Raw genomic sequence first — 26813 nt, 5'->3', positions numbered from 1 at the left:
TCTAAAGGTGTTTTGAGAAATTTTTGCAGAATAAGCTTTTCCGGAAGGAACAGGTTTTAATCTTAAAATTCGTATTTTTAGAATAAGTAGCTTGGGGAATTCAGTTCGTTTTGGATCGCGAAAGCCTAAAAAAATACCATCCATAATTCAATATGAATTACGAATGGTATTATGGTCAACATGAAAGGATTTGTGTTTGATGCAATATAGCAGTTTAATCTACATCCCACCAAACTTTAGCAAGCCAGCTGTTATTGTTGTATTTGGCACCTGCCGCTAAATAATTCTCTTTGTTACTTGTGGATTCTTCAGGAGGGTAAGGCATTCTGGTAGGCATAACTCCGTTTGTGGTTGATCCTACATTTGTTATTTTGACCAAAACCGGAAAGTTTGTTCGCCTGTGATTGCTGTAAGCTTCCATTCCGTTTAAAAATAAAGTGAGCCATTGTTGGGTTGCAATTTCCTCCAGCTCTTTTCCGGAAGTCAGGTTTTTTGTCGCTAAGAAGGCGGTAATGGCATTGTTGTCGATAATGCTGGCATCTTTAAAAATAACCCATTGTCTGATTCCGGCTTCAATTCCTTTTTTGTAAAGATTTTTGGTGTCGCCTGTATAGAGATTTCTAAAAGAAGCTTCTGCCAAAAGCAGTTGTGTTTCTGAATAAGTAAGATGTAGGTATGGAGCACTGTTCTCGTATAAATAGGGCTGCAATCTTGAAATATTACCGCCTCCACCCGGGAAATTGTAGCCGTACATGTTCGGATTAATAGCCACATAATTACCGTTAGGAGCAGGTAAGAACCATATTTTTTTTCTCGGATCGTCTCCCAATGCATCAAATAGGGTGGTAGTAGGACGGTCTGTTAGTTCGTTGCCTTTTAAGGCATGAGACAGTCCGTTACCGTTGTTCACCGCTCCGACTGTTTCCGGAAGAGTGGCGTCGTGTTTCATATAACAATTGTCATCGTTGCTTGTGAAGATACCATTTGCAACTGCTTTTTGAATTTGCTCTTTGGCGAGGGCAGGATCTACTTTTGAAATTCGCATCGCGCAGCGCAGTCTTAAGGAGCTGATCATTTTTTTCCATTTAGAGACATCCCCTGCATAAAATATATCTCCTTTTATGGGATCAGTTCCAGATTGTATTTGACTATAAGCTTCATCCAAAACTTTAAAAAAGTCAGTGTAAATATCTTTTTGACTGTCGTATTTCGGATAGAAGATATTTTGGTAGTACCCCAAACCGGCTTCTGAGTAAGGAACGTCTCCGTATAAATCTGTCAGACGTTGAAAAGCCATAACTTTCAATGTTTTTGCGACTGCATTTAGGTTGGTGAACTCTGCTTTCCCATTGGTTCTTTCATTGAGGTCTATAACGTTGCGTATCAGTCCACCGCCATAATTTGCATTCCAAAGCGCTCCCTGGTATTCGGTGCTGCTTGCGTAAAAAGAACCAAAAGTTGCTGTTGCCCAGGCAGCTCCAAGATGCTGAATGAATCCTTCTCCGTAAATAAGATTGGCTCTCCATTGTTCGAAGATTGCACCTGAGAAGGAAGCTTCAACACCGGTTAATTGTGCTGAAGGAGCTATGGTTACGAATGATTCAGGATTGGTATTGGTTTCCCTGAAAAGTTCGTCGTCGGCACAATTAGTTGTGCTAAGGAGTACTATGGCACCGAGCGTATATTTTGTTAATTGTACTATATATTTTTTCATTTGAATCAAATTTGAGGGTTAGAAGGATAATTGTAGATTAAAACCATAAGATCTTCGATAAGGCAAAGAACCGTATTCAAAGCCTTGTCCATTTCCGTTAGTGTAAGTAGATTCCGGATCGATGTTTGGAACTTTAGAATAGATATTCCACAGGTTTCTACCAATTACCGAAAATTTAAATCGGTCAAGTCCGGTTCCTTTTAACCACTTTTTAGGAAAATCGTAACCTATAGAGGCTTCTCTAAGTTTAACGTAAGAAGCATCGTAAACAAAAGGTTCCGGTGTAGTATTATCTCCATACAGACTTCTCCAATACGTTTGAGGGTTAACATAACGTGTGTTGTTCTGGTATCCGGTTACATTACCGCTACCGTCTTTGATTTCAGTTACACCTTCTACAATAAGTCCGGCGGTTGGAGTTAATTGCCCTATTTCATTTAGTGTTTTTCCGGCTGCAAGTTGTGCGGCAACCCAGGCATTATATCCATCTCTGCCTTCAATAGTTTCGTCTGATAGTCCATTGTAAGCTGCATAAGCATTGGTCATAGAGTATACTTTGCCTCCAAATTTCATGTCGAAATTGGCTCTAAGACTAATTCCTTTATAAGAAAACTCATTGGTAACGCCTCCAATCCAGTCTGGGGCGGTTTTTCCTAAACTTTCATAGCCATCGGTTAACAGTGGAAGCCCGTTTGCTCCTATGATTACTTGGCCATCAGGTGATCTTTGGAATTTTCTTCCGTAGATTTCCGTAGAACTTTCTCCTACTTTGGCCACAATTTGTGCTCCGGCCCATCGTGCATTCGAGATCACTTGAAGGTCGGTTTTGTCGGTTAATTCCAGTAGTTTGTTTTCGTTTTTTGCAAAGTTTAAGGTAATGTCCCAATTGAATCCTTCCGGGTTTCTGAAAATTCCGGCGGTTATTAAGGCTTCGAAACCTTGGTTTTCAACGGTACCCGCATTGGCATTGGCGCCAACAAAACCTGAAGTTTGTGAAGTATTTAATACAATTAACTGGTTTTTTGTTTTGGTATAATAATAAGAAAAATCAAGTTGTAAACGGTTTTTAAAAAAACCTAAGTCAACTCCTGCTTCGTAGCTTGTAGTGAATTCTGGCTTTAAGGTGTTGTTTGGAATGATACTGTTGGCTACTGAACCAATGGGGTTTCCTAAAAGCGGTTTCGTTTGTATGTTGTAATTAAGTGCTGTGCTGTATGGTGTTTCCAGTGCTTTTGCGGTTCCTGCCCAGGAAGCTCTGATTTTTCCAAAAGTTAAAACATCACTTTTAATGTCGAAACCATCCGTAAAGATAAAGCTGGAAGATACCGAAGGATAAAAGTAAGAATAATTATTGTTGTTAGAGGAGCTCACGGCCGAGGCTAAGGTTGAATTCCAGTCGTTACGTCCGGTGAAATCTAAAAACAAATAATTTTTATAATTGGTTCTTAAGTACGAGTATACGGAACGTACCAAAATTTCGTCGTTTGTTTTCGGACTTAGAATGCTGGACTGGAAGTTGGCTTGTTTGTTGATTCCGTTGGTAATCATGTCGGTAAGCGCAACTCCGGAAACGATTCTTTGAGAATTTCTTTGATTAGCTCCAACACCAAAGGTTACGTTAAAATCGCCAAATGATTTCTGAGCATTTAATAACGCTTCTGTATTGTATTCCTGAAAGGTTGTGTTGCTGTTTATTAAAGATCCGTTTTGTCTGGATAGCCAGGTGCTTCCGGCGTTGACAAAATCGGAGCTTTCAAATGTAAAGCGGTCAATTCCGGCTCTTGCGGTAGCGCTTAACCAGCTAGTAAGGGCATAGGTGGCACTGAAATTACCCAGTATTCTGTTCTTTTTGGTTTCATTTTTATTTTCGTTTATAACAAAATAAGGATTTAACCTGTTGGCGTCTGCGTTCCATGGGTAATATACGCCATTTGGGTCTTCATAATTTTTTAACCAGGCCTGATCAATGTTTGGTGCTATTGCAGCAACAGATAGTCCGAGATTTCCGGCATCGTCTGATAAGGAAGGCCTGTTGTCTGTGTTTTCTGTAACATAGCTAAATTTGGCATCCAGTGTTAGCTTTTGTATCTGAGAGTTAACCCCTAACGTGAAAGTGTTTCTTTTCAGGCCGCTTTTAGGAACGATGTCAGTAGCATCAAGATTGGAGTAGTTTAATCTAAAGCTGGTGTTGTCCCCTCCTCCTGATAAACTAAAGCTGTTGTTTACGCTTACTCCGGTTCTGAAAAAATCTTTAATATTGTCTTTTACATTTTCATAAGGTTTGTAAGAGCCATCAAAGATTCGTGTTGTAGTGTTGCCGGCCGACCCGAATTTTGGTCCCCAGGCGCTGGTAGTAGCATTTTTTCCATTTGCAATGTCATTTGGATTTGGAAGTACTCCGTTGGATCCTGTGCCATATTCTCTTTGGAAATCTTTATACGTTGTATTGATTTGGTCAAAGGTAGTTGTGCCGTTATATTCGGCTTTTAAAGAGCTTCTTTTTCCCTTTTTAGTGGTAATAACGATAACTCCATTGGCACCACGTTCGCCGTAAAGCGCACTGGCCGCTCCTCCTTTTAGTACCGAAATGTTTTCGATATCATCCATGTTTAAACTCGATAGTCCGTCTCCATTGTCGGCCCCTTCTGAATATCGTCCCGATTTAGAATCGGTTATTGCGGCCAGTCCGGTATTTCCTAAAGTAACCCCGTCAACCACAAATAAAGGCTGGTTGTCACCGCTAATCGATCGGTTTCCTCTGATTACAATACGGGAACTACCCCCAAAACCTCCTGTGGTTTGAGAAATGTTAACCCCTGCTACTTTTCCGTATAGAGATTGAGCGACACTTAGGGTAGGATTGTCTGCCAAATCTTTTCCTTTTACGTCCTGAAAGGAATAACCCAGTTCTTTTCTTTCTCTTTTTATGCCTAATGCGGTAACGACAACTCCCGAAAGGGCTGTGGCAGCAGCTTCTTTTAATTTTACAGTAACAGTGTTGGAGTCGCCTATAAGAATATTTTGTGTTTCTAGCCCTAAGAACGAAATGGCTAAGGTTTTTCCTTTTTCTACATCAATAGAGAATTTGCCGTCAAAATCGGTAGTGGTGCCTTTTCTTTCGTCTTTTATGGTTACAGATGCTCCCGGTATCGATATGCCGTTAGTGTCGGTAACTGTTCCTTTGATTGTTTTTACTTGTGCCAGTGTGACCTGCAGCGTAAAAAAGAACATAAATAATAAAATAGTTTGTTTCATTCTTTTGTGGTTTTTAGTTAGTTGAGGGTTAATGATCGGTTGTTTTTTATTGCTTTCACTGAAAAGTGAAGGAGCTTTAATTCGTTTCCTGACGACGAATTATTGCAAACGGAAATGTGGTACTTTTACTAGTGGTTTAGTTTTGATTGTAATTTTAGTACTACACTTAAAAAAATGGCGGATAGGTTTATGGTATTTTAGTTTTTTGCTTTTTTATTGCAATGAAGTTGTTGGCTTTTGTCAGAAATAGTGTTGGCGGTGCGCCCTTTGAAATTGGGAGTTTTTTCATAATTAAGTGTTTTTTAGGATGTTGTGTTTTTGAATCAGCGGTCAAATATATATAAATTATATTCATTGATAGCAATATTTTTGCATAATTTATGCAATATTTTCGCATAATTTTTTTAGATAATGTTTTTTTATTCTGAAAAATCCGATATTTACTGGGTTTGCGGCTCTTTAATCTAAATTTTGTGAAACCTAAATCTTAATTGGGCATTTTGTTTAAAAAAAAGTATTTTTACGGTATGAAAATCGCACTTATACAATCAGATCTTTATTGGGAAAATGCTTTAGAAAATAAAAAGCAGTTTGAATCCAAAATCAATCAAATCGATTCCGAAGTCCATTTGATCGTGTTGCCGGAAATGTTTTCAACGGGATTTACGATGAACGCCGCTGCAGTTGCCGAAACGATGCAGGGGGAGACTATTTCGTGGATCCAGTCTCTGGCGAGAACGAAAAATGTTGCTATCGCGGGAAGTCTGGTTGTTGTTGAAAATGAGAAGTATTACAATCGGATGGTATTTGTTTTTCCGTCAGGTGAAATTCAGTATTACAACAAGCGCCATTTGTTTTCGCTTGCAGGAGAAGATCAATTCTATACCAGCGGAAACGAAAAAGTAGTTGTGGAATATCTCGGTTGGAAGATTTGTTTGCAGGTTTGTTATGACTTGAGATTTCCGGTATTTGCCAGAAATGTGGAGAATTATGATTTGCTGCTGTATGTGGCCAACTGGCCAAAAGTAAGAACCAATGCCTGGGATGCTTTGCTTAAAGCGCGTGCGATCGAAAATCTAAGTTATGTGGTTGGAGTTAACCGCGTAGGTTTGGATGCCAATAATTACGAGCATATCGGACACTCACAAGCGATTGACTTTTTAGGAAATTACATTCTCGAGCCACAGGAAACCGAAGCTGTTTTTGTGGTCGAACTGGATAAAAATGTGATGTTGGAAACCCGAAAAAAACTCGATTTTTTAAGCGATAAAGACCAGTTTAGTATTGATTTTTGACGCTAATTGTAAAGATTATTTTTGAAGTTCGTCTAAGATTACGATTTCATTTTCGGGATTTTTAGTGCGAACAGCAATTTTTTTGTATTCCCATTCAGCTCCTTTTTTCACGGCAGCTATGTCTAGTTTGCCCTTCTTTTTGGTTCCTTTAATCCTCACGGACAAGTTGACCGTATTGTGGTTGTTCGAATAAACGATGTTTCCTTCGAGGATAGCGAGTTTGTCGAGCGGTTCAATTTTCCCTATGTTTTCAAGAGTGTTTGCATTTTCATTGGCCTTATCAATTGCCTTTTCAAAAAGCAGCTGGTCCGAATAGGCCTGAGCGATATCGGTTATGCCTTCTTTAGAAGTTGAGCTGACCAAAAGCACTATCAAAAGGATACAGAAAAGAGTGGAGGGTAAAAACCATTTCCAGTTTCTTTTCAGCCAGTTTTCTTTTTCAATCAAATCGTTTTCCATAGCGCGGTACTCAGGGATTAAAATCTAGAATGCTTTTCTTTTCTTCTCTTCCTCTTTTTTCTTTTTCTCGATTTGTTTTTTCTCCACTTCAGGATTGTACGGAACACTTAAATCAATGGCCTGATCGACATCCCAATTGGTTCGGACGTCTACACTGGTTTGGAAATAGAATACTTCTTCGGCATATTTTTTATTTAGGAAATCTCCCGAATCGTAAATTTTGTTCTTATTGTCGTCGTAGATTATTCGAATTGTAAATTTATCAGGAACCAATAAATTAAATTCAATTTTAGTTTTGCCTTCCGAGTAATCGCTGGCATATACCACATCGCCTTTTGCATTAGTAGCTTCGACTATAATTGGAAAACGTTTTACATTCTGCAGGTTCAAAACAAGATTTCCGTAATCGGCAGGCTCTTTTGTGCTTAGTTTGATGGACAGGGTGTCGTTCGATTTGTCATAAAAATCAGTCAGTGCACCCGGTAAAAAGGTCATAGTGTATTTTTCAAGAGGTTCTTTTTTGAAATCAACATAGAACTTTTGTTCAAATTCATCATATTCTGTGGTGAAAGCTACCCCAAGCGAATCTTTGTTAGTTAGTTGGATTTTTGCTTTGTCAAACTTTACCAGCGGAGTGGCCGATTCTAAGGTAAAACGATCTCTGAAATTGATCGTTCCGTTTTGTACGGCAGTTATGTTTAACGTGTCTTTCTTTTGGTCTTTCACTTTTAAACTAAACCTCTTGTTGTATTTTTCTTTGCTGACTTCTACAGCTAAAGAATCTGCTTTTAAAGGTTTGTACCAAATTTGTAATGAATCTTTTTTAGGAAGAGCAGTAACAATAGTTTCCAAAGTTTCATTGCCATGTTTCAGGACAACTTTTGGTTTGGAAAGTTTGAAGTTTTGTTTGCCCTCATAAGGAAGATAGAGTTTATTTCCCGATGCCTGTATGGGTTTTACGGCTTTAAAAGGAAGTGTTTCCTTAAATAATTCGAGCTCAAAAATAGTGTCGTTCGGAACGGTGATATAATGTTTGATAAACCCGATTTTGTCGTCTTTAGGGTTGTATCTGTTGTTGTTTCCTTTGTCTTTCAGGGCTACTAACAGGTATTTTCCGGCCTTTAAATTTTCTAATTTAAAAGTACGCAAACTGTCCAGCGTGTTTGTGATGTAGCGTGGGCTTTGTTTGTAAATCAAAGAATCTTTATAAGTATCATTGACTTCATACAGCATTACCGAAACAAAATTATCAACGTTTTTTTCATACGCATCTTTAATTTGTCCGCCGATCGAAAGCGAGTCAATATGGGGTCCTGTCGAGAAAACATATTTAAACTGATTCATCGAATTCCCTTCATTATTGTCTGCAATACTTTGTCCGAAGTTAAAACTGTAAGTCGTGTTAGGCTGTAAAGTATCTTTTATTTTTATAGTGATTACCTTACTTGCAGTAGTGGGTAAAATTAACGGCTCACGTTTCATTGGAGGTGAAATGATAAGCTGTTTGTTGAGGTTTTTAAGTTTTACATACTCATCAAATCCCAGAATAATTTCATTTCCTGTAAAATTAGTGCTGAAATTTTTAGGCGAACTGTATCTTAAAACGGGAGCCAAAGTGTCTTTTAGGCCACCGGTAATGCTGCCTCGTTTGGCACAGCTCAACATAAAAAAGACCAATAAAAATGCAATATATCTGAGGTTGTTTTTCAACATAACGGTTTCTAAAATTTAATAGCACAAAATAACGATTATATTTGCTTTAATTGAAATTTTTTATCCATTTATTAGGATTTACAGCTTTCGCCAATTGCTGTTTTTTTGAAATTTCAGGACCATAACAGCATATAATTTCTTACTTTTGGGTTCAAATATAATTTCTCCTGAGTTTTGATAAAAAGATTTTTTATTGGTTTCCTGATTTTTTTTCTGATTTCCTGCAGTAAAAATGAAAAGCCAATTGTTGCTTTTTATTATTGGAAAACCATCCTGAAACTATCTGAAACAGAAAAACAGCTGTTGAAAGATAATGATGTTAGTAAACTTTACATTCGGTATTTTGATATTGGTTTGCATCCTCAAACGCGGGAACCTATTCCGTTAAGTCCTATACGCTTTCAGGAAAATATCAAAGCTTTTGAAGTTGTTCCGGTAGTTTTTATTCAAAACAAAGTGATGTCTATGCCTCATCTTGATGTTAATGATTTGGCTCAAAAAACAGTTCATCTGGTAGAAGAAATCAATACAAAGAATAAAATCGCCTCTCATGAAATCCAAATTGATTGTGACTGGACGTTGAAGAGCAAAGACAATTATCTTAAGTTTATAGAGCGTGTGAAAGAACTTTCGAAGCAAAAACTTTCGGCTACAATTCGCTTGCATCAGGTAAAATATTTTAAGAAAACCAAAATCCCGAATGTTGATTCCGGAGTTTTGATGTATTACAATATGGGGTCCATTGCGCCTGATTCGCTAAACTCCATATACGATCAGAAAATCGCTGCACGGTATTTGAAGAGCCTTAAAAATTACCCACTGCACCTTGATTTTGCTTTGCCTATATATTCTTGGGGAGTGCACATCCGAAACCAAAGAGTGATTGGTTTGCGATCCAAAATGAATGTGAGCGAACTTAAAAGCGATCCAAATTTTCAGCAGCTGAGCAAGATCTTTTTTAAAGTGAAAAAGTCCAATTATAAAAACGGAGTATTTTACGAAGAAAATGATCTGTTGAAAATAGAGGCGATTGCAGCAGAAGATTTAAAACAAATGGCAGAAGAGCTGGAAGAAAATGTAGCTCAAAAGCCAAAAGAAATTATATTTTACGATTTAGACGAATTCAATTTAAAAAACTATGAAAAGAATATTTTTGAACAAGTTGTTTCTTGTTTCTAGTGCCGCTTTACTTTTTGTATATGGGATAATCTATGCCTGTGGAGGTGGGGATGATTGGGACTTTTTTGGTTATAATTCCAATTTTACGCCTGAAGCTTTTGCAGATAAATCGTATGCCCCGCTTTTCTTATCGGGTGATATTTTTTATGGAATTGGTTTTGATACCGAGCACAATTCCAGATTTAATGAAGATATAAAATCCGATTGGGAGACTTATTTAAAAGGCAAGGCAGATACTGCAACAGTCAATTATTTTTTAATTGGAGAGAAAACACCGATGTATTCTTCAGAGAAAAAAACGGCTCAAAATAAAGCAGATATTACACAGCTTCATGTTTTTTATAAGAACAAGAAAGAAAATCAGACCTCTTTGAAATGGGGGAAAAAAATCAACCTGAAAGAGGCTAAAATTAAAAGCTTTATAGAGTTTTTGTATCTGGCACAAAAAATCGAAACCGTTTCTATTGGTGAAGATTACTGGAGTTACGATCCGGCTGTGGCAAAAACGTTTAAAGACCTGAAGATGATTCAGTCTATTGAAAACGTGTACAATACAACCGCCGATCCGTTTTTGAAAAACAGGTATTGGTTTCTTACCGCGAAGGCTTATTTTTATAGCAGCAATAAGAAAAAAACAATTGAATTTTTTAATAAAACCGAAGCCTCGGTTCCTAAAAATGTATTGTACTATCGTGCGCTTTCGTATGTGGCCGGAGTTAATCATCAGCAAAATAAGTTTGCAACCTCTAATTATTTGTACGCAAAAGTGTTTGATAAATGTCCGCAATTGCGAACCGTTACGGCTTATTGTTTCAAACCGAAAAACGATGCCGATTGGATTAAGTCATTGGCGATGGCTAAAAACAATAAAGAAAAAGCAGCGCTTTGGGCCGTTCATGGTTTTTATAAAGATGAGGCGGAGGCAATCGCAAAAATCTACGATTTAGATCCTAAAAGCGAACATTTGAATTACCTGTTAACGCGATTGGTGAACCAACAGGAGCAGGATATTAATAATTCGTTTGAAGTAAAAACCAATTCTGACGACTACAACGCACCAGCGGAAAAGCAGACGATTGTGGAAAACAGGGAAGCCAATAAAGCCGTGATTAAAACGAAAGCTTTTGATTTGGTAGCGAAAATTGCAGCTGCCGGAAATACAGAGAAGCCTTATTTATGGGATATTTCATTGGGGTATTTGCAAACTTTAAAAGGAGATTATGCTGTGGCGGATAGCAATCTTAATAAAGCAGAGAAAACAATGCCTAAAACTGAATTGGCGGGCTATCAGTTGAGGTTGCTTCGTTTTGTAAATAATCTGAGTAAAATTGATAAGCTTACCGATAAAAATGAAAAGACGATTTTGGCCGATTTGAACTGGCTGTATCAGGAGCTTCCTAAAACCTATAAAGGACAGGAGTTTCGTTATCAAAATGCAGCACAATGGAGTAAAAATTACTTAGCCACATTGTACAGAGCAAAATCAAATCCGGTGATGGTAGAGTTGTTTGGCGGTGATTCACATTCTAATTCTTATTATTGGGGTGGAGGAAATGCCTATTATGACAACGAAAAGAATTTACTCGACATGAAAGCATTTTTGACCAAGTCCAACAAATCTGAGATAGAGAAGATCGGAGTGGGGATTTATTATCTGAAATTAAAAGACATCAATAGTTTTCAGGCGGTTCAGGCGACTTACAAAAATAAAATTGCAGAGGCAATCACATTTATTCAACAGGCAGATTCTGTGCAGTATGCGGTTCTCTTAGGAAATCCGTTTAATGGAAATATCAAAGACTGTCACGATTGTGATCATACGGCGAATCAGAAAAAGAAATATTCTCAAATTGAGTTTTTGAATACTATTAAAGCCATGCAGGACAAGCTGGCTCAAAAAGAAGAGGTGTACACCAATAGTTTGTTGCTGGGGAATGCGTTTTACAACATTACCCATTTTGGAAACGCAAGAACTTTTTATGAAACGAGTATTGTGGGCTATGGTTCAAGTCCGTATTCGTTTAGAGATTCGATGAAGCGAATGATTACCAATTGTGATCTTCCTAAAATGTACTATCAAAAAGCACTGGAAGCGGCAACCACAAAGGAGCAAAAAGCAAAATGTATTTATATGCTGGCAAAATGTGAGCGTAACGAATACTATAATAACAAGTACAACAATCTTAAGAACTGGTGGGAAGCCGACGAGGATAAAATTAATTTTCTTGCCTGGAGCGGTTTTAAAGCCTTGAAAAAAGACTATTCGGATACGAAGTACTATCAGGATGTTATTGCTGAATGTGGTTACTTTAATACGTATGTAAATCAATAATTGGAATTAAATTTTAGAGATTATGGTAAATAAAATTGAGCATATCGGAATCGCGGTGAAGAATATGGAAGATGCCAATGTGTTATTCGAAAAATTATTAGGAGTTCCGTCGTATAAAATGGAATCGGTAGAGAGCGAGGGCGTTTTAACTTCGTTTTTCCAAACCGGAACCAACAAAATTGAGCTTTTGGTGGCGACCAATCCGGAAAGTCCTATTGCGAAGTTTTTGGAGAAAAAAGGAGAAGGGATACACCATATCGCTTTTGATGTCGAAGACATTCATGCCGAAATTGCCCGCCTGAAAAACGAAGGTTTTGTGTTGATTAACGACGTTCCGAAGAAAGGCGCCGACAATAAGTTGGTAGTTTTTTTACATCCAAAGAATACGAATGGTGTTTTGGTGGAGCTTTGTCAGGAAATTAGATAAAAAAAAATCTTTTTTGGATTGGAAATAAGCAGTTGAAAATCAATTGTGTTTCAAGAAACATAGGGTGTTGTTTGAAATTAAATACAAATCATCTCCCAAAATATTTGGAGTGAATGAAAAATAGTAGTAATATTGCATCCTCAAACCGGTCCTATAGCTCAGCTGGTTAGAGCACCTGACTCATAATCAGGTGGTCCCTGGTTCGAGCCCAGGTGGGACCACTACTAGAATAAAGCCTTTACAGTAATGTAGAGGCTTTTTTTTGTGCTTTGCTTTTTAGAGATTCCGGGAATTAATTTAACTTTTCCTTAGCCGCCCCAAAAATATAAGTATAGCCAACGTAAGGAAAATATTTAAACATCCTAACTTGTTCTAAATTAAATACACCATTAGTTAAACTTGTTTCAAGGATAAACGGTGGAGATTGTCCTATGAGATTGTTAACTCCAAAATACAATCTCGCTTGGTTGCCGGATTTCGTTTTTTTGGTTCTTGAGACGCCAATATCGACATTGTAATTTCTCGGTAAGCGGTAGTTATTGGGTTTCGATATTTCATTGTTTTGGTTCGGATCCAGTAAATAGGAGTCTTTTTTATCGCTATAGGAAAAAGAATCTGGCGCCGAGATTAAAACGCCGGAGCTATAATTGAACAGGGTTGATAGTACCCAGGATTGATTAATATTCCAGGTAACGGCTCCTTTTATCTGATTGGTTATATCGTTTGGAGAATTAAAGGTCTGGTCGTTATTTATCGTTGGAAACCTCACTGTTGCTTTGCTCAGGGTATAGGATGCCTGTACGTCAAATTTTTTGAACTGCTTGGAAAATTCAAGTTCCAAACCTCTTGAATTACCGGACCCGATCAGAGGGGGCTGTGTTTTGTTTTGATCTGAAGTATCATAAAGAGGTTTATACATTAAAATATTGGATACTTTTTTTTCGTAAAACTGCAGTCTGATATATCCTTTGGTTAAAGTTTTTTCATAGCCTACCTCATAAATAAAAGCCTTTTCGGGAGGTAACTGATCTGAACTCGGCATGCGTAAATCTGAGGGTAAAGCATAGGTATTTTCGACAATTTGATGATAAAACTGTTCCATTATAGCATAGGAGGCAAAGAAACTATTAGAATTATTGTACTTATAAACCAAATTGGTACGGGGCTGGAAAGAATTGTAAACTTTGTCGTGCGTAAAAAATGTTGCATAATGAAGACCGGCTTTCATTCGAAATTTATCCGACAAGGTTATATCATTATCCCAATAGGTTTTGAAATGTAATGACTTTATATGTTGATCATTACCTGTGTTTTTACTGGAAAAAGAGGTCATGTTTACTCTTAAACCGATTGCGCTATTTAGGAAAGACGACCAGTGATAATTCAGGTTGTTTTCAATACCAACGTCTGTAATACGAAACTTTCTGATTTCTTCTATACCATCATTTGCAAACTGGTTGTCATAGTTGCTTAACAATAAAACCGAATTCTGAAACAGTCTGGGGTTGTACACCCTGTTCCAGCGTAAAGAAAGTGTTCTGTTGTTCCAGGTAAGCTGGGGTGGTTCGGAAGAAAAAAAATTTGCACCGATAAGATCTCCGCCGGTATAGGCACCCAGATAGATTCTGTTCGACGGATCAATAAAATAGTTAATTTTAAAATAGGCATCGTACATCCGATATTTAAAATTAAAATCCTTGTCAAAAAGCACTTTAGTCAAAGCATCGATCCAGCTTCTCCTGGCGCTAATCATAAAAGATACCTTGTCTTTTACAATAGGTCCCTCAATCATTGCAGAACCCGTTAGTAAGCCAATATTAACCGCCCCATGGTAGGACTGCATGTCACCATCTTTTGTTTTAATATCTATGACTGACGAGAGTCTTCCTTCGTAACGAGCCGGAAAGCCTCCTTTGAAAAAACTGATTTGTTTGATGGCCTGCGAATCGAAAATAGATAATAAATTGGTAAAATGATTGTAGTTGTAAATTGGAACACCATCTAATAAAACCAAATTCTGGTCGGTTGAGCCTCCTCTTACATTTAAAGAGTTGCCATAGGTGCCTGGTTTTAACGTAAGAAGTTTTAGCGGGTCTGACTGCCCCATTAGAAAGGGAAGAGTGTTGACATGCTGAGTATCTACTATGCTGGAAAGCTCATTTAGAGGTTTTTTTGATGATTTGATCTCAACCGTAGCAAGGGACAGCCCCATTGCAAGATTGAAGTTTTTTTTAATGGTATTGTTTACGGTTATCGTATCGGTTTGCGAAGTAAAACCGGTATAACTCACATTTATAATGTACTTGTTTTCGGGTAATGTTATCGTATAATAACCATAATCATTACAATTAACAGCAATGTTTGTGTTTAAAACCCGTACGGTAGCGTAGGGTAGCGCTTCTTTGCTGTCTCCTGCATAAACAAATCCGCTAATAGTAAAGGGATCGGGAGCTCGCGAAACCGTGTAGATAATTATTTTACTGTCTCTTTCCAGAAATTTTACGGATTCTGATGCAAAAAGAAGATTTAGAAGCGTTCTCAATTTATAGGTTCCTTTGCTGATCTTTATCTTTTTGCCCAGATTGAGCTTGTTGTTGCTTAGAGATAAATTTACACCTTGTGTTATAATCGAGGTAATATAAGCTCCGATACTATCATTTTCTCTTTCGATAGTAATCTTTTTTTCCAGTAAGCTTATCTTTTGAGCTTGTACGGATCCGGCACCAAAAAAAAGTATAAAACAGGAGGTAATGGTTAACCAGTTATTTTTGAAAAAATTACTTTTCACAAGATATGTTTTTCACCGAAATCGTATTGCCTTTTTGTGTATAACTAAGCCCAAACAATAAACGGAATTCTTCAAATATCTCTTTTATCGATTCGTTTTTAAAATTGGCGGTAACGGTACAGGAATCAGAGATTTTTCCTTCCACCTGTATTTTAATATGATAACAGTTTTCGATATCCTCAAATGCTTTTTGAAGTGGGGTATTTTCGAAAGAAAGAGACTTTGTTTTCCATGAAAGTAAGTTTTTATCGGCTGTATCACTTTTAATTAATTTGTTGGAAGCGTAATGAACCGCCTGGTTTTTCTCCAGAATGACTGTTTGTTGGATAGGATTGGCGGTAACGTTCACTTTTCCTGTAACCACTGCCACCGATTTTTCTTTTTCTGTTGTTTTTACAACAAAAGAAGTTCCTAAAACTTTTACTAATAGGGTACCTGTATTTACAGAAAAAGGTCTGCTTTTGTCGTGTTCTACTTCAAAGAAAGCTTCTCCTTTTAAGCTGACAGTACGGTTGTTCCATAAAAATCTTTTATAGGTAATACTCGAGTTGTCGTTCAGCGTAACTAAAGAACCATCGCTCAATTCGATACTTTTTACCTGTCCATTAGCGGTCTGAACCGTTATCTCGGCATTCGCATACAAAAAAGTAAACGTACTTATTAAAATGAAAACGGCGGCAACTGCTGTGGCATAGATGTATTTTTTGTACAATTGAAATACAGTTCCCTTTGTGGAGGATAAATGTGGAGCGATACGTTCCCAGGCATGGTTGGTGTCAAATAACTGAGGAGAATCTAATTGCTGACTTTCTGCAAAGAAAATCTTAAGCGAAATATATTCGTCAGGATTGTCTTTGATCCAATTCATTAATACGGCTTCTTCTTCAGGTTTCGTTTCTCCTGAAAAATGCTTTGCTAATAATATATTAATATCTTGGTTGTCCATGGTTATACCTCTTTTAAATAAAACACAAATTCTTTCAAAACCCCCACGATATAATGACTAAAATACCATATCTTAAATAAAAGAATTAAGTTGGGATGCTGTTTGACAAACTCCCGTATGTGTTTGATGGCTTTACCCATCTGGTTTTCTACTGTTTTTATTGATATTTCTAATTTCTCCGCAATTTGTTTATAGCTTAAATTTTCAATACGGCTCAGTTTAAAAATTTCAAGACATTTTGGTGGAATTCCGTTAAACGCCTCTTCTATAAGCTGATTCGCATCTGGTAAGGGTTTAGTTTCGGGAATTTCTTCGGCAATATCGATCGACATTTCATCAATGTCAAGCATATAAGTTTTTTTTCTCAGAAGGGTTATGCACCGGTTCTTAACCGCTATATACAGGTAATATTTAAGACTCTTTTCAGAAAGTAAATCCTTGCGGGTTTCCCATATTTTAATCATCAGTTCCTGCACCACATCTTCACTTTCGTCCCTATCCTGAAGATATTTATAGGCATGATTGCACAATGGCTGGTAAAGCTCGGAGAATAATTGTTTAAAATGCTTTAAGTCCTCATTCATATCCTGAAAACATAGGGATAAAATTTAAAATTTTAGTGTAGCGTAGGGGTATTTTAATTTTTAGCGTATTAGTAATAGGGCAATAAATAGTTCTTGCCACGAATTTAACTAAAATAATTAAAACAGATGAAAAAATCAATTATTGTAAGTACCGTTTTTTTAACATTCAGTACACTGGTCGTAAAAGCACAAGAAACAGCTAAGCATGAAGTAAACCTAACCTATAGCGATGGTATACCAATTAGCTTTGCTGATGGTTTTTCGAATGCATTGTCTTCCGCAATTCTGGGGCAAAAACTAAATTCTAAGACCACATCTTCCGGGAATTTTGGGTTAGGGTATAGAAATCAAATTACCGAACGAATAAGAGTAGGTGGTGATGTCGCTTTTCAGCAGGAACAAACCGAGCAATTTGACAAAAATAACAAAGCTATTGCTAAGAGAACCAATAACTATTTTATGGTGATGCCAGCCATGTCGTTTAGTTATATAAAAACAGCTTGGCTGGATTTTTATGGTTCGGCTGCTGCAGGTGTTATTCTGGACAAGTATACAAGTACAGAACCGAACAAAGCAGCTGTTAAAGACAATACTACTGATTTTGCTTTCCAGGTTAATCCTGCAGGTATTCGCGTAGGTAAAAAATTTGGAGCGTTTGCCGAAGTAGGATTCGGGTATAGGGGAATTATCAGTGCGGGACTAAACTATAAGTTTTAAATAATAATTTAACCCATAGAAATATAGGTTTTGGGCGTGAAAAGGAAGCGAAAAGAAGGAATACTTTTTTTGTCTAGTAGGCGAGTTTGTAATGAAGTGAGACGTCTTTTTTGGAGACCCGGAACCTATATTTATAGGTATTGAATTAACCCCGTCTAAAAATTTAACGAATATACGTTTGGTAGAAGGTTAAGATTAATTTGTGTATCAATTAATAAAAATAAGCTATGGATAGTAAAGTGAAAAAGTATATTCTGATATCCTCTTTTGATAAAGTTGATTTTATTAAAACGGATCAAATTATTTGTTGTATTGCAGATGGGCGATACACAAGTATTTTTACACTTGATGGTAAACAATATGTTGCATGTCAGAATTTAGGTAAATATGAAAGTGATCTTGGGGATGAGTTTTTTTTCAGAATTCATCAATCGTATATCGTTAATATAGCTCATGTCAATAGGATTAAAAAAAATGAGGGGTTTTTCTGTGAAATGACAAATAACATGAGATTGCCCATTTCTAATAGAAAGCACAAGGTGTTTTGTGAATTTATTGGATTAAAATAATGTAGAAAAAACAGCAAAAGAGAAACCAGCTTTTAAATAGTATTAACAAAGACCGTTTCGGGTAACGAAACGGTCTTTTTGTGTTTTGAGTTATTTTGAAGGACCGGAGCTTTTATTTAAAGCAACCAATTTCGAATTATTCAGATGGATTTTTTGTTCGTTGAGATTATAAATCTGAATTTTATATTAGAATTGGTATTTTGCTGATACGGATATATTTCGGCCCGATGCATTGATCCCCGATGCAAAAACACGGTATTGCAGGTCTAAAATATTTTCAATTCCGGCATAAACTGACAGATTCTTATCGATAAAAAAGGCTGTTTTGAAATTAAGGATTTGCCATGACGGCATACCTCCTTTAGGGGCATATTTTTCGTTGTCCTCACCATTCAGGGCATAATCACTACTATTTTTCCTGCCATTAAATAACATATAGAAATCCAGAAGCATCCTTTTATTTTCATACTTCAATCCTGTTTTTCCGTACATTGGAGAGATATGATCCAACGGAGTATTCCCTGTACTGTTCATTATTTCCCCTTTGGTAAAAGTTGCCATACCATAAATCGTCAGTGGTTTTGTAATGGCGATTTTCAGGGAAGAAGAAAAACCGCCTATATAAGCATTTCCTTTGTTTTGCATGGCAAATACCTCGCTGTTTACTCCTTCGTAAATCACAGAACTCTGTCCATTGTACAAAAAATGATCGGTAACAATGGCATCAAAAAGGCGGGTATAGTACACCGTATTGTCAAACTGAATTCTCTTTCCCTGCCCAAATGCTACAGTCAAATCGGCCGTTACTGATTTCTCAGGAGCAATATCCTTATTCGGTACAATTAAGGTTCCAGGCATTGATTCGAAAAGCTTTCCTAAATCATCCACGTTTGGAACTCTGTAACCCGAAGCCAGATTGAAAACCAATTTAGTGCTCTTAATATTCTTCATAATTCCGGCAGTACCGCTATACGTGAAGTTGCTCTGCTCGATGATGTTATACGGAAGGTGGAAAAAAGAATTATTGGCAATAGTGCTTTTTAAGGCAGAATAACCGGTACGCATACCCAAATTATAGAAAGTAGTTTCGTTTATTTTTTCATTATAAGTTGCAAAAATATCTGCTCTTAAAGTGTGGTTTATACCGTTTGGGTAACGAGTATCTGTTGGAGTCACAATACCTGTGACGCGGTTTGAACTAGTAGCAGTCGAATTCAGATTGTCATAAAAGAATTCGGCTCCGTAAAGAAAATCACCCTTGCCAAGTTTTCTTCTGAAATCGGCATTAACAGCAAATACATTTACTTTTTCGAGCTGAGTTTTAGTTTTGTTATCGTTAAATTTTCTTGAGATTCTGCTTTCTTCAATATTTTGGTAGCTTACGCCAAGATTCATATCACTGTCGAACAAGGCCTTTTGTTTCGAAAATTTATAAGCCGAAAGAAATCTTTTTTGCGGACCGTAATTCCAAACAGCATATTTCAGCCCCGAACCCGATGGGTCAGTAAGACGATCATATCTTGGCACGTCTGTAGAAGTCGAATACTGTAGATTCAGGCTGTGCTGCGTATTTTCATCCTGTTGAAAGATGATCTTTTGCATGGCATTATATTGCTTATATCCGGAAAACTTCTGAATAAGCGGATTCTCATTCTGCACCAAATAATCTACATTATTCGAAGTTTCAACATATTGAGGGCGCTCGCCAAAAGATTCATTCTTTCCCTTAGGATTACCTCCCATTCTCAAATCTCCATAACTATTATACGAGAAAGACGATAGAGAACTCCATCGTTTACCTGCAAAATTAAGATCAAAATATTGTGTTAATCCTTTATTGGCACTGTTGTATCTTGACATTAAATTTCCTGAAAACACCTTGTTATTCGTTTGGGTAAGAAACATGGGGTTTTTGGTTCTCATATTAATAACACCACCCAACGCGTCGCTTCCAAAAATAGTAGATGCGGGGCCAAAAAGTACATCAATCTGTTCCAGCGAGTTTTCGTCAACAGTAATTATATTCTGTAAATGCCCTGCTCTGTAAATAAGGTTGTTCATTCTGATCCCATCCACGAGAAGCAGAATCTTATTGGCTTCAAACCCTCTTAACACGGGACTTCCTCCGCCTTGCTGCGATTTTTGAACAGCTACTATACCTGTGTTGGCTAGTAAATCGGCAGTATTTTGGCTTTTTTGAAACTCTATTTCCTTTTTCGAAATGTGTTTCATATCCTGAGTGGACCTCGAGTAGCGTTCTGTAATTAGATGTATTTCATTTAATTTCTTTGGCTCGGTAGTGTCGGTAATTTGTTGTGAATAAGCTGTGATAGCAACAAAGAATGCTATTAAAAGGTGTGCTTTTTTCATTTAATTTGGGGTTTGTAATAAATTGACTTGAAATTTCTCTTGAATAAAAAGGGTATAGATTATAGTATTGTAAAGCGTTAGGATTACACAACTTCTAAAAGCTATAAATGTTAAATATTTTTCTCTGCGTAACATAAAATGATAAAGAACATTATCTCTTTTTCTTATACATAGAAGGCTTTTCTATGATAATTATTTTTTCATTATATACTTTCTCATCTAAATGAATAATTACAATGTAAGTTCCTGAAGATAACCCCTGAATGTTTACCTCTTTCTCAAATATAACATTGTTGATACTCTCGCTTTTGTTCTCTCTAATTACCCTGCTGTTCATATCCATTATGCTATAGTAAAAACTCTTTCCGGCACAATCCATAAATTTGATGTTGAAATGTGTGGTGCATGGATTTGGATATAAGATGTATTTAGATTTAGGTGCAGGAAAATCTTCAACGGAGAGATTCTCGCAAGTTCCTATCTTAGACCAAATGGATTTATCTTGATCCGGTTGTTTGTTTTTGTTAATTACCAAAGCCCTGTAAATACTATTTTGGTAGATTACCTGATCTCCAATTAAATAATCAGTTGAAGTATTCCATTCCATACTTTTACAATTTTTACTTACTATATTCAAACTTGTAAATGTATATTCGGTACCATTTTCAAGAACAGCGGTTGCGGTGAAATAATGGTCTCCCGAACTTAAATTAGTAAGGGTAAATGAATAAGGAAGTTTACTTATTGTAGAAATTACCGCCCCATTGTCTTTAATGATAATGGATGATACTACAGCATCAGGATCAGTCACCTTGAATTTGAACAAAACATCACTTCCATGATCTACTATCTGATCATTCTCAGAGGGAGAAATCATACTAATTATCGGGTTAGTTTTCACAACAATATTTACAGGAGTAGAGCTGGTCAGGTTTCCTGTATTGTCTGTGGCTTTTGCTGTTATCTGATAAGTTCCCGTAGTCACATTTTCCCAATTGTATGTATACGGACTGGTTATTGAAGTCGATAATAAAGTTGTTCCGTTATAGAACTCTACTTTAGAAACTGTTCCGTCAGAATCGGTTGCTACGGCATTGATCGTAATGCTTGCAGGAGTAATGAATACAGTGTTGTTTCCAGGAGAAGTAACGCTTACTGTGGGAGCCTGATTATTATTAACGACTACGTTTACCACAGCTGATGTTGCTGTTGCATTTGCGTTATCATATGATTTTGCTGTTATCTGATAAGTTCCCGCAGTCACATTTTCCCAATTGTAGGTGTACGGACTGACTGCTGAAGTCGATAATAAGGTTGCTCCGTTATAGAATTCTACTTTAGAAATTGTTCCGTCAGCATCGGCTGCTGCTGCATTGATTATAATGCTTGCAGGAGCAATGAATGCCGTATTATTAACCGGAGAAGTAACACTTACTGTTGGAGCCTGATTATTATTAACGACCACGTTTACCACAGCTGATGTTGCTGTCGCATTTTCATTATCATATGATTTTACCGTTATGGCATAAGTTCCCGCAATCACATTTTCCCAATTGTATGTATACGGACTTGTTGTCGAAGACGATAATAAAGTTGCTCCGTTATAGAACTCTACTTTAGAAATTGTTCCGTCAGAATCGGCAGCTACAGCATTGATTGTAATGTTTGCAGGGGCAATAAATACAGTATTAGTTGCAGGAGAAGTAATGCTTGCCGAAGGAGCTTGATTGATAGGTGTATTTACCGTAATTGCAATTGCAGAAGAAGTAGTGCATGTACCTCTATCATCACAGGCTTTAGCGGTCAATGAGTAAGCACCTGCGGAAATACTTGTTAGATTACAAGTGTAAGGAGAGGTGGTTGAAGTAGCGATTAAATTAGTTCCATTATAGAACTCTACTTTATTTACAATTCCATCTGTATCTGCAGCTGTAGCATTAATGGTAACAGAAGCAGGAGCAATGTAGTTACTATTATTCTTTGGAGTGGTAATACTTACTGTAGGCGGTTGGTTCACTCTGACTGAAACTGCAGAAGAAGTGGTAATAGTTCCATTATTATCGTAAGCTTTGGCCGTTAACGTGTATGTTCCGGCAGTTACACTGTTCCAGTTGAAAGTATACGGATTTGCATTAACGGTTCCTAATAGTGTAGGGCCATTATAGAATTCTACTTTGTTTATGCTTCCGTCGGTATCGTTAGCGGTGGCTGATATATCGAAGGTGGCTGGAGCAACATAAATTGTATTGTCGGCCGGACTGCTAATATTCACTGTAGGCGGTTGGTTTACTTTGACCGAAACCGCAGACGAAGTGGTAACAATTCCATTATTATCGTAAGCTTTGGCCGTTAAGGTGTACGTTCTGGCAGCTACACTGGTCCAATTAAAAGTATACGGACTTGCGTTAACGGTTCCTAATAGTGCAGGACCATTGTAGAATTCTACTTTGTCTATATTTCCGTCGGCATCGTTAGCTGTAGCTGATATAGCGAAAGTGGCTGGAGCAACATAAATTGCATTGTCGGCTGGAGCGGTAATGCTTACTGTTGGAGCAATATTATTGATGACAGTAAAGTTTACGGGAGCTGAAGAAACAACTGCCCCGGCAGGGTCATAAGCCTTTGCTGTCAGATTGTAAGTTCCGCCACTTATTCCTGTAAGGTTGTAATTGTATGGGCTGCTAGTGGAGGTACCAATTAAAGAAGCTCCTATATAGAATTCTATTTTACTTACAGAACCATTTGCATCAGCAGCAATATTAATTGCTGCCGGAGCAACATAAGTAGCAGCATTTGCCGGAGCAGTAATGTTTACCTTTGGCACAATGTTTAACCCGCAAAATTCAATTTCCGCTACGTTACAATATCCCCCTGCCGGAGATAAATAACGCACATATCTGAAAGTAGTTTCATTGGAAAGCGCAACCTCATTCCATTTTAGAACTGGAATAGAAGGGATGGTGTATAGATCGACTACCCCACTACTGAAATCTGCAACATTGCTCCCTTGGAATTTCCCTCCGTTCATTCTACTTTCTCTAGATGCCCTTGGATAGAAACGTATTGCTTTAACAACTTTTGCTGTTCCAAAATCTAATCCGGTATAACCGTTATTAGATGTACTGGCTTGAAAAGTTGTTCCTAGATCTCCGTCAAATGCTTTGTCATAGGTAGCATATGTGTAATAGGGAGGAGTGCCAAAAGGGCTGCCCGAAAGCGGAGAACAAGTGAAAGGAACATTAACAGTTATGGGTGAAGAGTCTGTAGTTCCACCATTATTATCATACGCCTTAGCTGTAAGCGTGTAAGTTCCTACAGGCACATCTGCCCAATGGTAACTGTATGGATTAGTTGTTGAAGTCCCTAACAAAGAGGAGCCATTGTAAAACTCGACTTTACTGATAGTACCGTCAGCGTCAGAGGCTGTTGCATAAATAGTAATATTTGCAGGATTTGCAAAGACAGCATAATCGTCGGGTGAAATAATTGAAACTGTTGGTTTTTGATTTCCTACTACGACGGTAATAGGAGAGGAAACCACTACAGCATTTAGATTATCATAAGCTTTTGCAAGAAGTTGATAAGTACCGCTGGGAACTCCCGTCCAGTCAAACGAATAAGGACTTGACGTATCAATACCAAGCAAAGTCTCACCCTGATAAAATTCAACTTTACTTATCGATCCATCCATATCAGAAGCAGCTGCCGTAATATTTATATTCGCAGGAATAGCAGTATAAAGCTCATTATGGATTGGTGCTGTAAGGTTTATGGTTGGAAGCTCATTATGAGTACAGAATTCAATTTCAGCCACATCACAATAACCGTCTACTGGCGATAAATACCTGTAATACCTGTAGGCTGTGCTGTTTGGTATACTAACGTCTTGCCAGGCATAATTTGGCTCGGTTGGGATGGTGTAGAGATCTACAAAACCAGCAGAAGTGGACGTATTGGAACCCTGAAATTTTCCATCTTTCATCCTTATTGCTTGCGATGATCTTGGATAATATCTGGCATTTGTAACAACTTTTGCGGTTCCAAGATCTAATCCGGTATAACCTGAACTGGCTGATTTAGCACTAAAATTTGTATTTATATCTCCGTCAAATGCTTTATCATATTCACTGCCTGCTACATAAGGAGAAGTACCAAAGGGAGTCCCTGAAACTTTATTGCAAACAAAAGTCACCGTAACAGTCACTAAGGCAGAGCTTTTTTTATTTCCCAAATTATCATAAGCCACGGCAGTCAGATCGTAATTTCCAGGCAATACTCCATTCCACGAATAAACATGTGGAGAGGACAGGCTTGTACCTAGTAAGGTAGTGCCATTATAGAATTCTACTTTGCTAATATTTCCTGAGCTTACGGAAGCTGTTGCCTGAAGATTGATAGTAGCAGGACTGCTAAATGTTGTATTGTTGGCAGGCGAAGTCATAGCCACCGTAATGTTACTCGGAGGAGGAACCAAATCACTCTGCCATACGCCTCTTCCATAAAAATAAGCATTCAATATCCCTTTAGAGATACCATCATTGTAAATGTCCATATCTACTATTTCGGAAATTATAGGAAGGCCTGAAGAATAATTTATCCAGGATGATTTAGTGTTGTCCTTATAATATACGCCCAAGGGATAAGAAGCATAGACAGCCTCATTGGTACTTTTATAATCAGCTACCACTTTTAACACTTTTGCTGCAGGAAATCCTTTTGTGGTGGTCCATGTTGTCCCTTTATCCGCAGAGCGATAGATCGTATTTCCAAGTCCTAAGTATACAACATCTGAATTAGGTATGGGAGCTACAGAACCATTAGTGGATTGAACAGGGAGAGTTATCTGAGCAAAAGAGGCAGCAGTCATCGCATTGTCAGATCGATATAATGCAGGTGAATCTGTAAATACATACAAGCGATCGGCATTACCAGGATCTACCTGGAGGTCTTTGACTTTACCAGATGGTATGGTGTAAATAAGTGTCCAGGAAGGAGAAGCTGAAGTAAGGTTAATGCAACGATAAATTTTTCCGGCATTAGCATGGTAAGCAATGTCGGCATTGACGGCAGTGAAAGTAAATTTTCCACCCGATGGAGTTTCCGGCAGATTCAAGCTTATGTCAGAATCCGAAGGATATATGTGTCTACTTCCGTCTGATTCAGAGTAAAAATTACCGGAATAATCAAACCACATAAACGGACCAAAGTCGCCTCCCCTGTTATTATAAAAGGTACCGTTATTATAATAAATTCCGCCATTATCTTGTGTGCCTATATATAATAGATTTCGATTTGTTTTGGAAATGGCACCATGATAAATTTCGGTGGCTGCGATACCGTCAGACTTTGGAGTCCACTCTCCTGTGCCATTAGCGATGTTGCTCCAGACTCCGCCATCGTTGGCATTCCACAGCTGACCGCTAACATAAGGATCAAATACAATATGATGTTGGTCGGTATGAAGGTCGGATGACCAGGATTTTTGTTGCTGCACCCAGGTAACACCTGCATCTGTAGAACGCCATATCAAATGAGCACATACATAAAGCTCGTTTGAATTAGCAGGGTTGACTTCAAAATCAAAATTATAATCTCCCTGACCACCTCCCCCGGATGCCGAATATGCGGCAAGACACTCCTTAGTCGAACGCATGTTGGTAAAGGTACTTCCTCCATCTGTTGATTTATAAATTTCTCCTATCGTATTAGCACCAACATTAGCAACATAAACAACATTTGGATCGGCTTCACAAACGGATACTCTTGTTCCGTTAGCTCCGAATACAAAGGCTGGAGAAGTGATTTCAGTCCAGCTGTTTCCGGCATCTAGTGAACGATAAAATTTTTTAGAAGCCGTTGCATAAATTACCTGACCATTGGTGCCTGGTTTGTAACACATATCCTGAACTTCAATACGAGGAACAGATTTTAAGCTCCAATTAGCACCCGCGTCTGTCGATTTATAGATACCGTTACTTGTAGCCGCAATGATAGTGTTGTGATCCGTAGGAAGAATAAGCAGGTGTATCACCAATCGATTGCCCATTCCGGAATTAGATACGGTCCAGGTGGTTCCTCCATTGATCGTTTTATAGACACCCAAACCATCATAAGAATTATTTGCATCACCTGTTCCCCAATAAATCACCTGATCATTGGTAGGATCTATGGCTATAGAGGAAGACGTTGTGTTAGCAACCTGATCGGTTCCTAATGAAGTCCAATGAAGACCTTTATCATTACTCTGATACAATCCCCCTGAAGCACTGGCAACATACATTTTGTTAGGATCTGAGGGGTGAAATTTAATCTGAATACAACGCCCAATACCTTGTATCTGATCAACGGTCTTCTTTGGAAAGAGTATAGGTCCAATATTTTTCCAATTGGGAGTTTGAGCACTTGTAACGTTAAAGAAAAGAGAGCATACAAGTAAGACTGCAATACGTAAATTTGTTTGCATGG

At 37.7% G+C, this 26813-nt stretch carries 15 protein-coding genes and 1 tRNA gene; 7 read left to right on the top strand and 9 right to left on the bottom strand.

Annotated elements, in window-relative coordinates; all coding sequences use genetic code 11:
* Positions 1-214 precede the first annotated feature (214 nt).
* Positions 215-1714 carry a SusD/RagB family nutrient-binding outer membrane lipoprotein gene (locus tag OLM61_RS06290; RefSeq protein ID WP_264525552.1) on the bottom strand — a complete coding sequence of 500 codons (1500 nt, stop codon included), beginning with the start codon at positions 1712-1714 and terminating at the stop codon, positions 215-217.
* A gap of 18 nt (positions 1715-1732) precedes the next feature.
* Positions 1733-4969, bottom strand: a complete 3237-nt coding sequence (locus OLM61_RS06285) for a SusC/RagA family TonB-linked outer membrane protein (protein WP_264525551.1) — start codon at positions 4967-4969, stop codon at positions 1733-1735.
* A 527-nt stretch (positions 4970-5496) separates the two neighbouring features.
* Between OLM61_RS06285 and OLM61_RS06280 the strand changes: the two genes are divergently transcribed.
* Complete coding sequence (locus OLM61_RS06280) at positions 5497-6264, top strand: amidohydrolase (protein ID WP_264525550.1); 768 nt, start codon at positions 5497-5499, stop codon at positions 6262-6264.
* A 15-nt stretch (positions 6265-6279) separates the two neighbouring features.
* Here OLM61_RS06280 and OLM61_RS06275 read toward each other — a convergent pair whose 3' ends face one another.
* Positions 6280-6723: a cytochrome c oxidase assembly factor Coa1 family protein gene (locus OLM61_RS06275; RefSeq protein ID WP_264525549.1), complete on the bottom strand. Its 444-nt coding sequence runs from the start codon at positions 6721-6723 to the stop codon at positions 6280-6282.
* Positions 6724-6747: 24 nt separating this feature from the next.
* Positions 6748-8436, bottom strand: a complete 1689-nt coding sequence (locus OLM61_RS06270) for an Ig-like domain-containing protein (protein WP_264525548.1) — start codon at positions 8434-8436, stop codon at positions 6748-6750.
* A gap of 174 nt (positions 8437-8610) precedes the next feature.
* Here OLM61_RS06270 and OLM61_RS06265 point away from each other — a divergent pair, with 174 nt between their 5' ends.
* The 4 genes from OLM61_RS06265 (at position 8611) to OLM61_RS06250 (ending at position 12595) form a co-directional block, all read left to right on the top strand.
* A complete protein-coding gene (locus OLM61_RS06265; protein WP_264525547.1) occupies positions 8611-9615 on the top strand; it encodes a hypothetical protein in 1005 nt (334 codons plus the stop codon).
* Positions 9575-11947 carry a hypothetical protein gene (locus OLM61_RS06260; protein ID WP_264525546.1) on the top strand — a complete coding sequence of 791 codons (2373 nt, stop codon included), beginning with the start codon at positions 9575-9577 and terminating at the stop codon, positions 11945-11947. The genes OLM61_RS06265 and OLM61_RS06260 overlap by 41 nt, the downstream gene beginning before the upstream one ends.
* 22 nt (positions 11948-11969) lie before the next feature.
* On the top strand, positions 11970-12374 hold the full coding sequence (mce, locus tag OLM61_RS06255) for a methylmalonyl-CoA epimerase (RefSeq protein ID WP_264525545.1): 405 nt from the start codon (positions 11970-11972) through the stop codon (positions 12372-12374).
* 147 nt (positions 12375-12521) lie between these two features.
* Positions 12522-12595, top strand: a tRNA-Ile gene (locus OLM61_RS06250).
* 71 nt (positions 12596-12666) lie between these two features.
* Here OLM61_RS06250 and OLM61_RS06245 read toward each other — a convergent pair.
* The 3 genes from OLM61_RS06245 to OLM61_RS06235 are packed head-to-tail and all read right to left on the bottom strand — an operon-like array spanning position 12667 to position 16692.
* Positions 12667-15162, bottom strand: coding sequence for a TonB-dependent receptor (locus OLM61_RS06245; protein WP_264525544.1), 2496 nt, complete (start codon positions 15160-15162; stop codon positions 12667-12669).
* Positions 15152-16108: a FecR family protein gene (locus OLM61_RS06240; protein ID WP_264525543.1), complete on the bottom strand. Its 957-nt coding sequence runs from the start codon at positions 16106-16108 to the stop codon at positions 15152-15154. Before OLM61_RS06240 ends, OLM61_RS06245 begins: the two co-directional genes overlap by 11 nt.
* A 2-nt stretch (positions 16109-16110) precedes the next feature.
* Positions 16111-16692 (bottom strand): RNA polymerase sigma-70 factor, encoded by a 582-nt coding sequence (locus OLM61_RS06235; protein WP_264525542.1) that lies wholly within the window; start codon positions 16690-16692, stop codon positions 16111-16113.
* A gap of 126 nt (positions 16693-16818) precedes the next feature.
* Here OLM61_RS06235 and OLM61_RS06230 point away from each other — a divergent pair, with 126 nt between their 5' ends.
* Positions 16819-17409: an outer membrane beta-barrel protein gene (locus tag OLM61_RS06230; RefSeq protein WP_264525541.1), complete on the top strand. Its 591-nt coding sequence runs from the start codon at positions 16819-16821 to the stop codon at positions 17407-17409.
* A gap of 227 nt (positions 17410-17636) precedes the next feature.
* Positions 17637-17978 carry a LytR/AlgR family response regulator transcription factor gene (locus OLM61_RS06225; RefSeq protein WP_264525540.1) on the top strand — a complete coding sequence of 114 codons (342 nt, stop codon included), beginning with the start codon at positions 17637-17639 and terminating at the stop codon, positions 17976-17978.
* A 186-nt stretch (positions 17979-18164) separates the two neighbouring features.
* Here the strand turns inward: OLM61_RS06225 and OLM61_RS06220 are convergent, their stop codons facing one another.
* Positions 18165-20348 carry a TonB-dependent receptor plug domain-containing protein gene (locus OLM61_RS06220; protein WP_264525539.1) on the bottom strand — a complete coding sequence of 728 codons (2184 nt, stop codon included), beginning with the start codon at positions 20346-20348 and terminating at the stop codon, positions 18165-18167.
* 151 nt (positions 20349-20499) lie between these two features.
* Positions 20500-26811 carry an Ig-like domain-containing protein gene (locus OLM61_RS06215; protein WP_264525538.1) on the bottom strand — a complete coding sequence of 2104 codons (6312 nt, stop codon included), beginning with the start codon at positions 26809-26811 and terminating at the stop codon, positions 20500-20502.
* Between the last annotated feature and the right edge of the window lie 2 nt (positions 26812-26813).

It is taken from the genome of Flavobacterium sp. N502536 (assembly GCF_025947345.1).
GTDB lineage: Bacteria > Bacteroidota > Bacteroidia > Flavobacteriales > Flavobacteriaceae > Flavobacterium.
The sequence above is the reverse complement of the archived record's forward strand: the minus strand, read 5'-3'. Positions and strand labels throughout refer to the sequence as shown.

Coding starts and splice junctions, on each gene's coding strand:
- OLM61_RS06220 (WP_264525539.1), bottom strand. CDS start 20,348: ATGAAAAAAGCACACCTTTTAATAGCATTCTTTGTTGCTATCACAGCT.
- OLM61_RS06260 (WP_264525546.1), top strand. CDS start 9,575: ATGAAAAGAATATTTTTGAACAAGTTGTTTCTTGTTTCTAGTGCCGCT.
- OLM61_RS06230 (WP_264525541.1), top strand. CDS start 16,819: ATGAAAAAATCAATTATTGTAAGTACCGTTTTTTTAACATTCAGTACA.
- OLM61_RS06275 (WP_264525549.1), bottom strand. CDS start 6,723: ATGGAAAACGATTTGATTGAAAAAGAAAACTGGCTGAAAAGAAACTGG.
- mce (WP_264525545.1), top strand. CDS start 11,970: ATGGTAAATAAAATTGAGCATATCGGAATCGCGGTGAAGAATATGGAA.
- OLM61_RS06285 (WP_264525551.1), bottom strand. CDS start 4,969: ATGAAACAAACTATTTTATTATTTATGTTCTTTTTTACGCTGCAGGTC.
- OLM61_RS06270 (WP_264525548.1), bottom strand. CDS start 8,436: ATGTTGAAAAACAACCTCAGATATATTGCATTTTTATTGGTCTTTTTT.
- OLM61_RS06215 (WP_264525538.1), bottom strand. CDS start 26,811: ATGCAAACAAATTTACGTATTGCAGTCTTACTTGTATGCTCTCTTTTC.
- OLM61_RS06290 (WP_264525552.1), bottom strand. CDS start 1,714: ATGAAAAAATATATAGTACAATTAACAAAATATACGCTCGGTGCCATA.
- OLM61_RS06280 (WP_264525550.1), top strand. CDS start 5,497: ATGAAAATCGCACTTATACAATCAGATCTTTATTGGGAAAATGCTTTA.
- OLM61_RS06225 (WP_264525540.1), top strand. CDS start 17,637: ATGGATAGTAAAGTGAAAAAGTATATTCTGATATCCTCTTTTGATAAA.
- OLM61_RS06240 (WP_264525543.1), bottom strand. CDS start 16,108: ATGGACAACCAAGATATTAATATATTATTAGCAAAGCATTTTTCAGGA.
- OLM61_RS06235 (WP_264525542.1), bottom strand. CDS start 16,692: ATGAATGAGGACTTAAAGCATTTTAAACAATTATTCTCCGAGCTTTAC.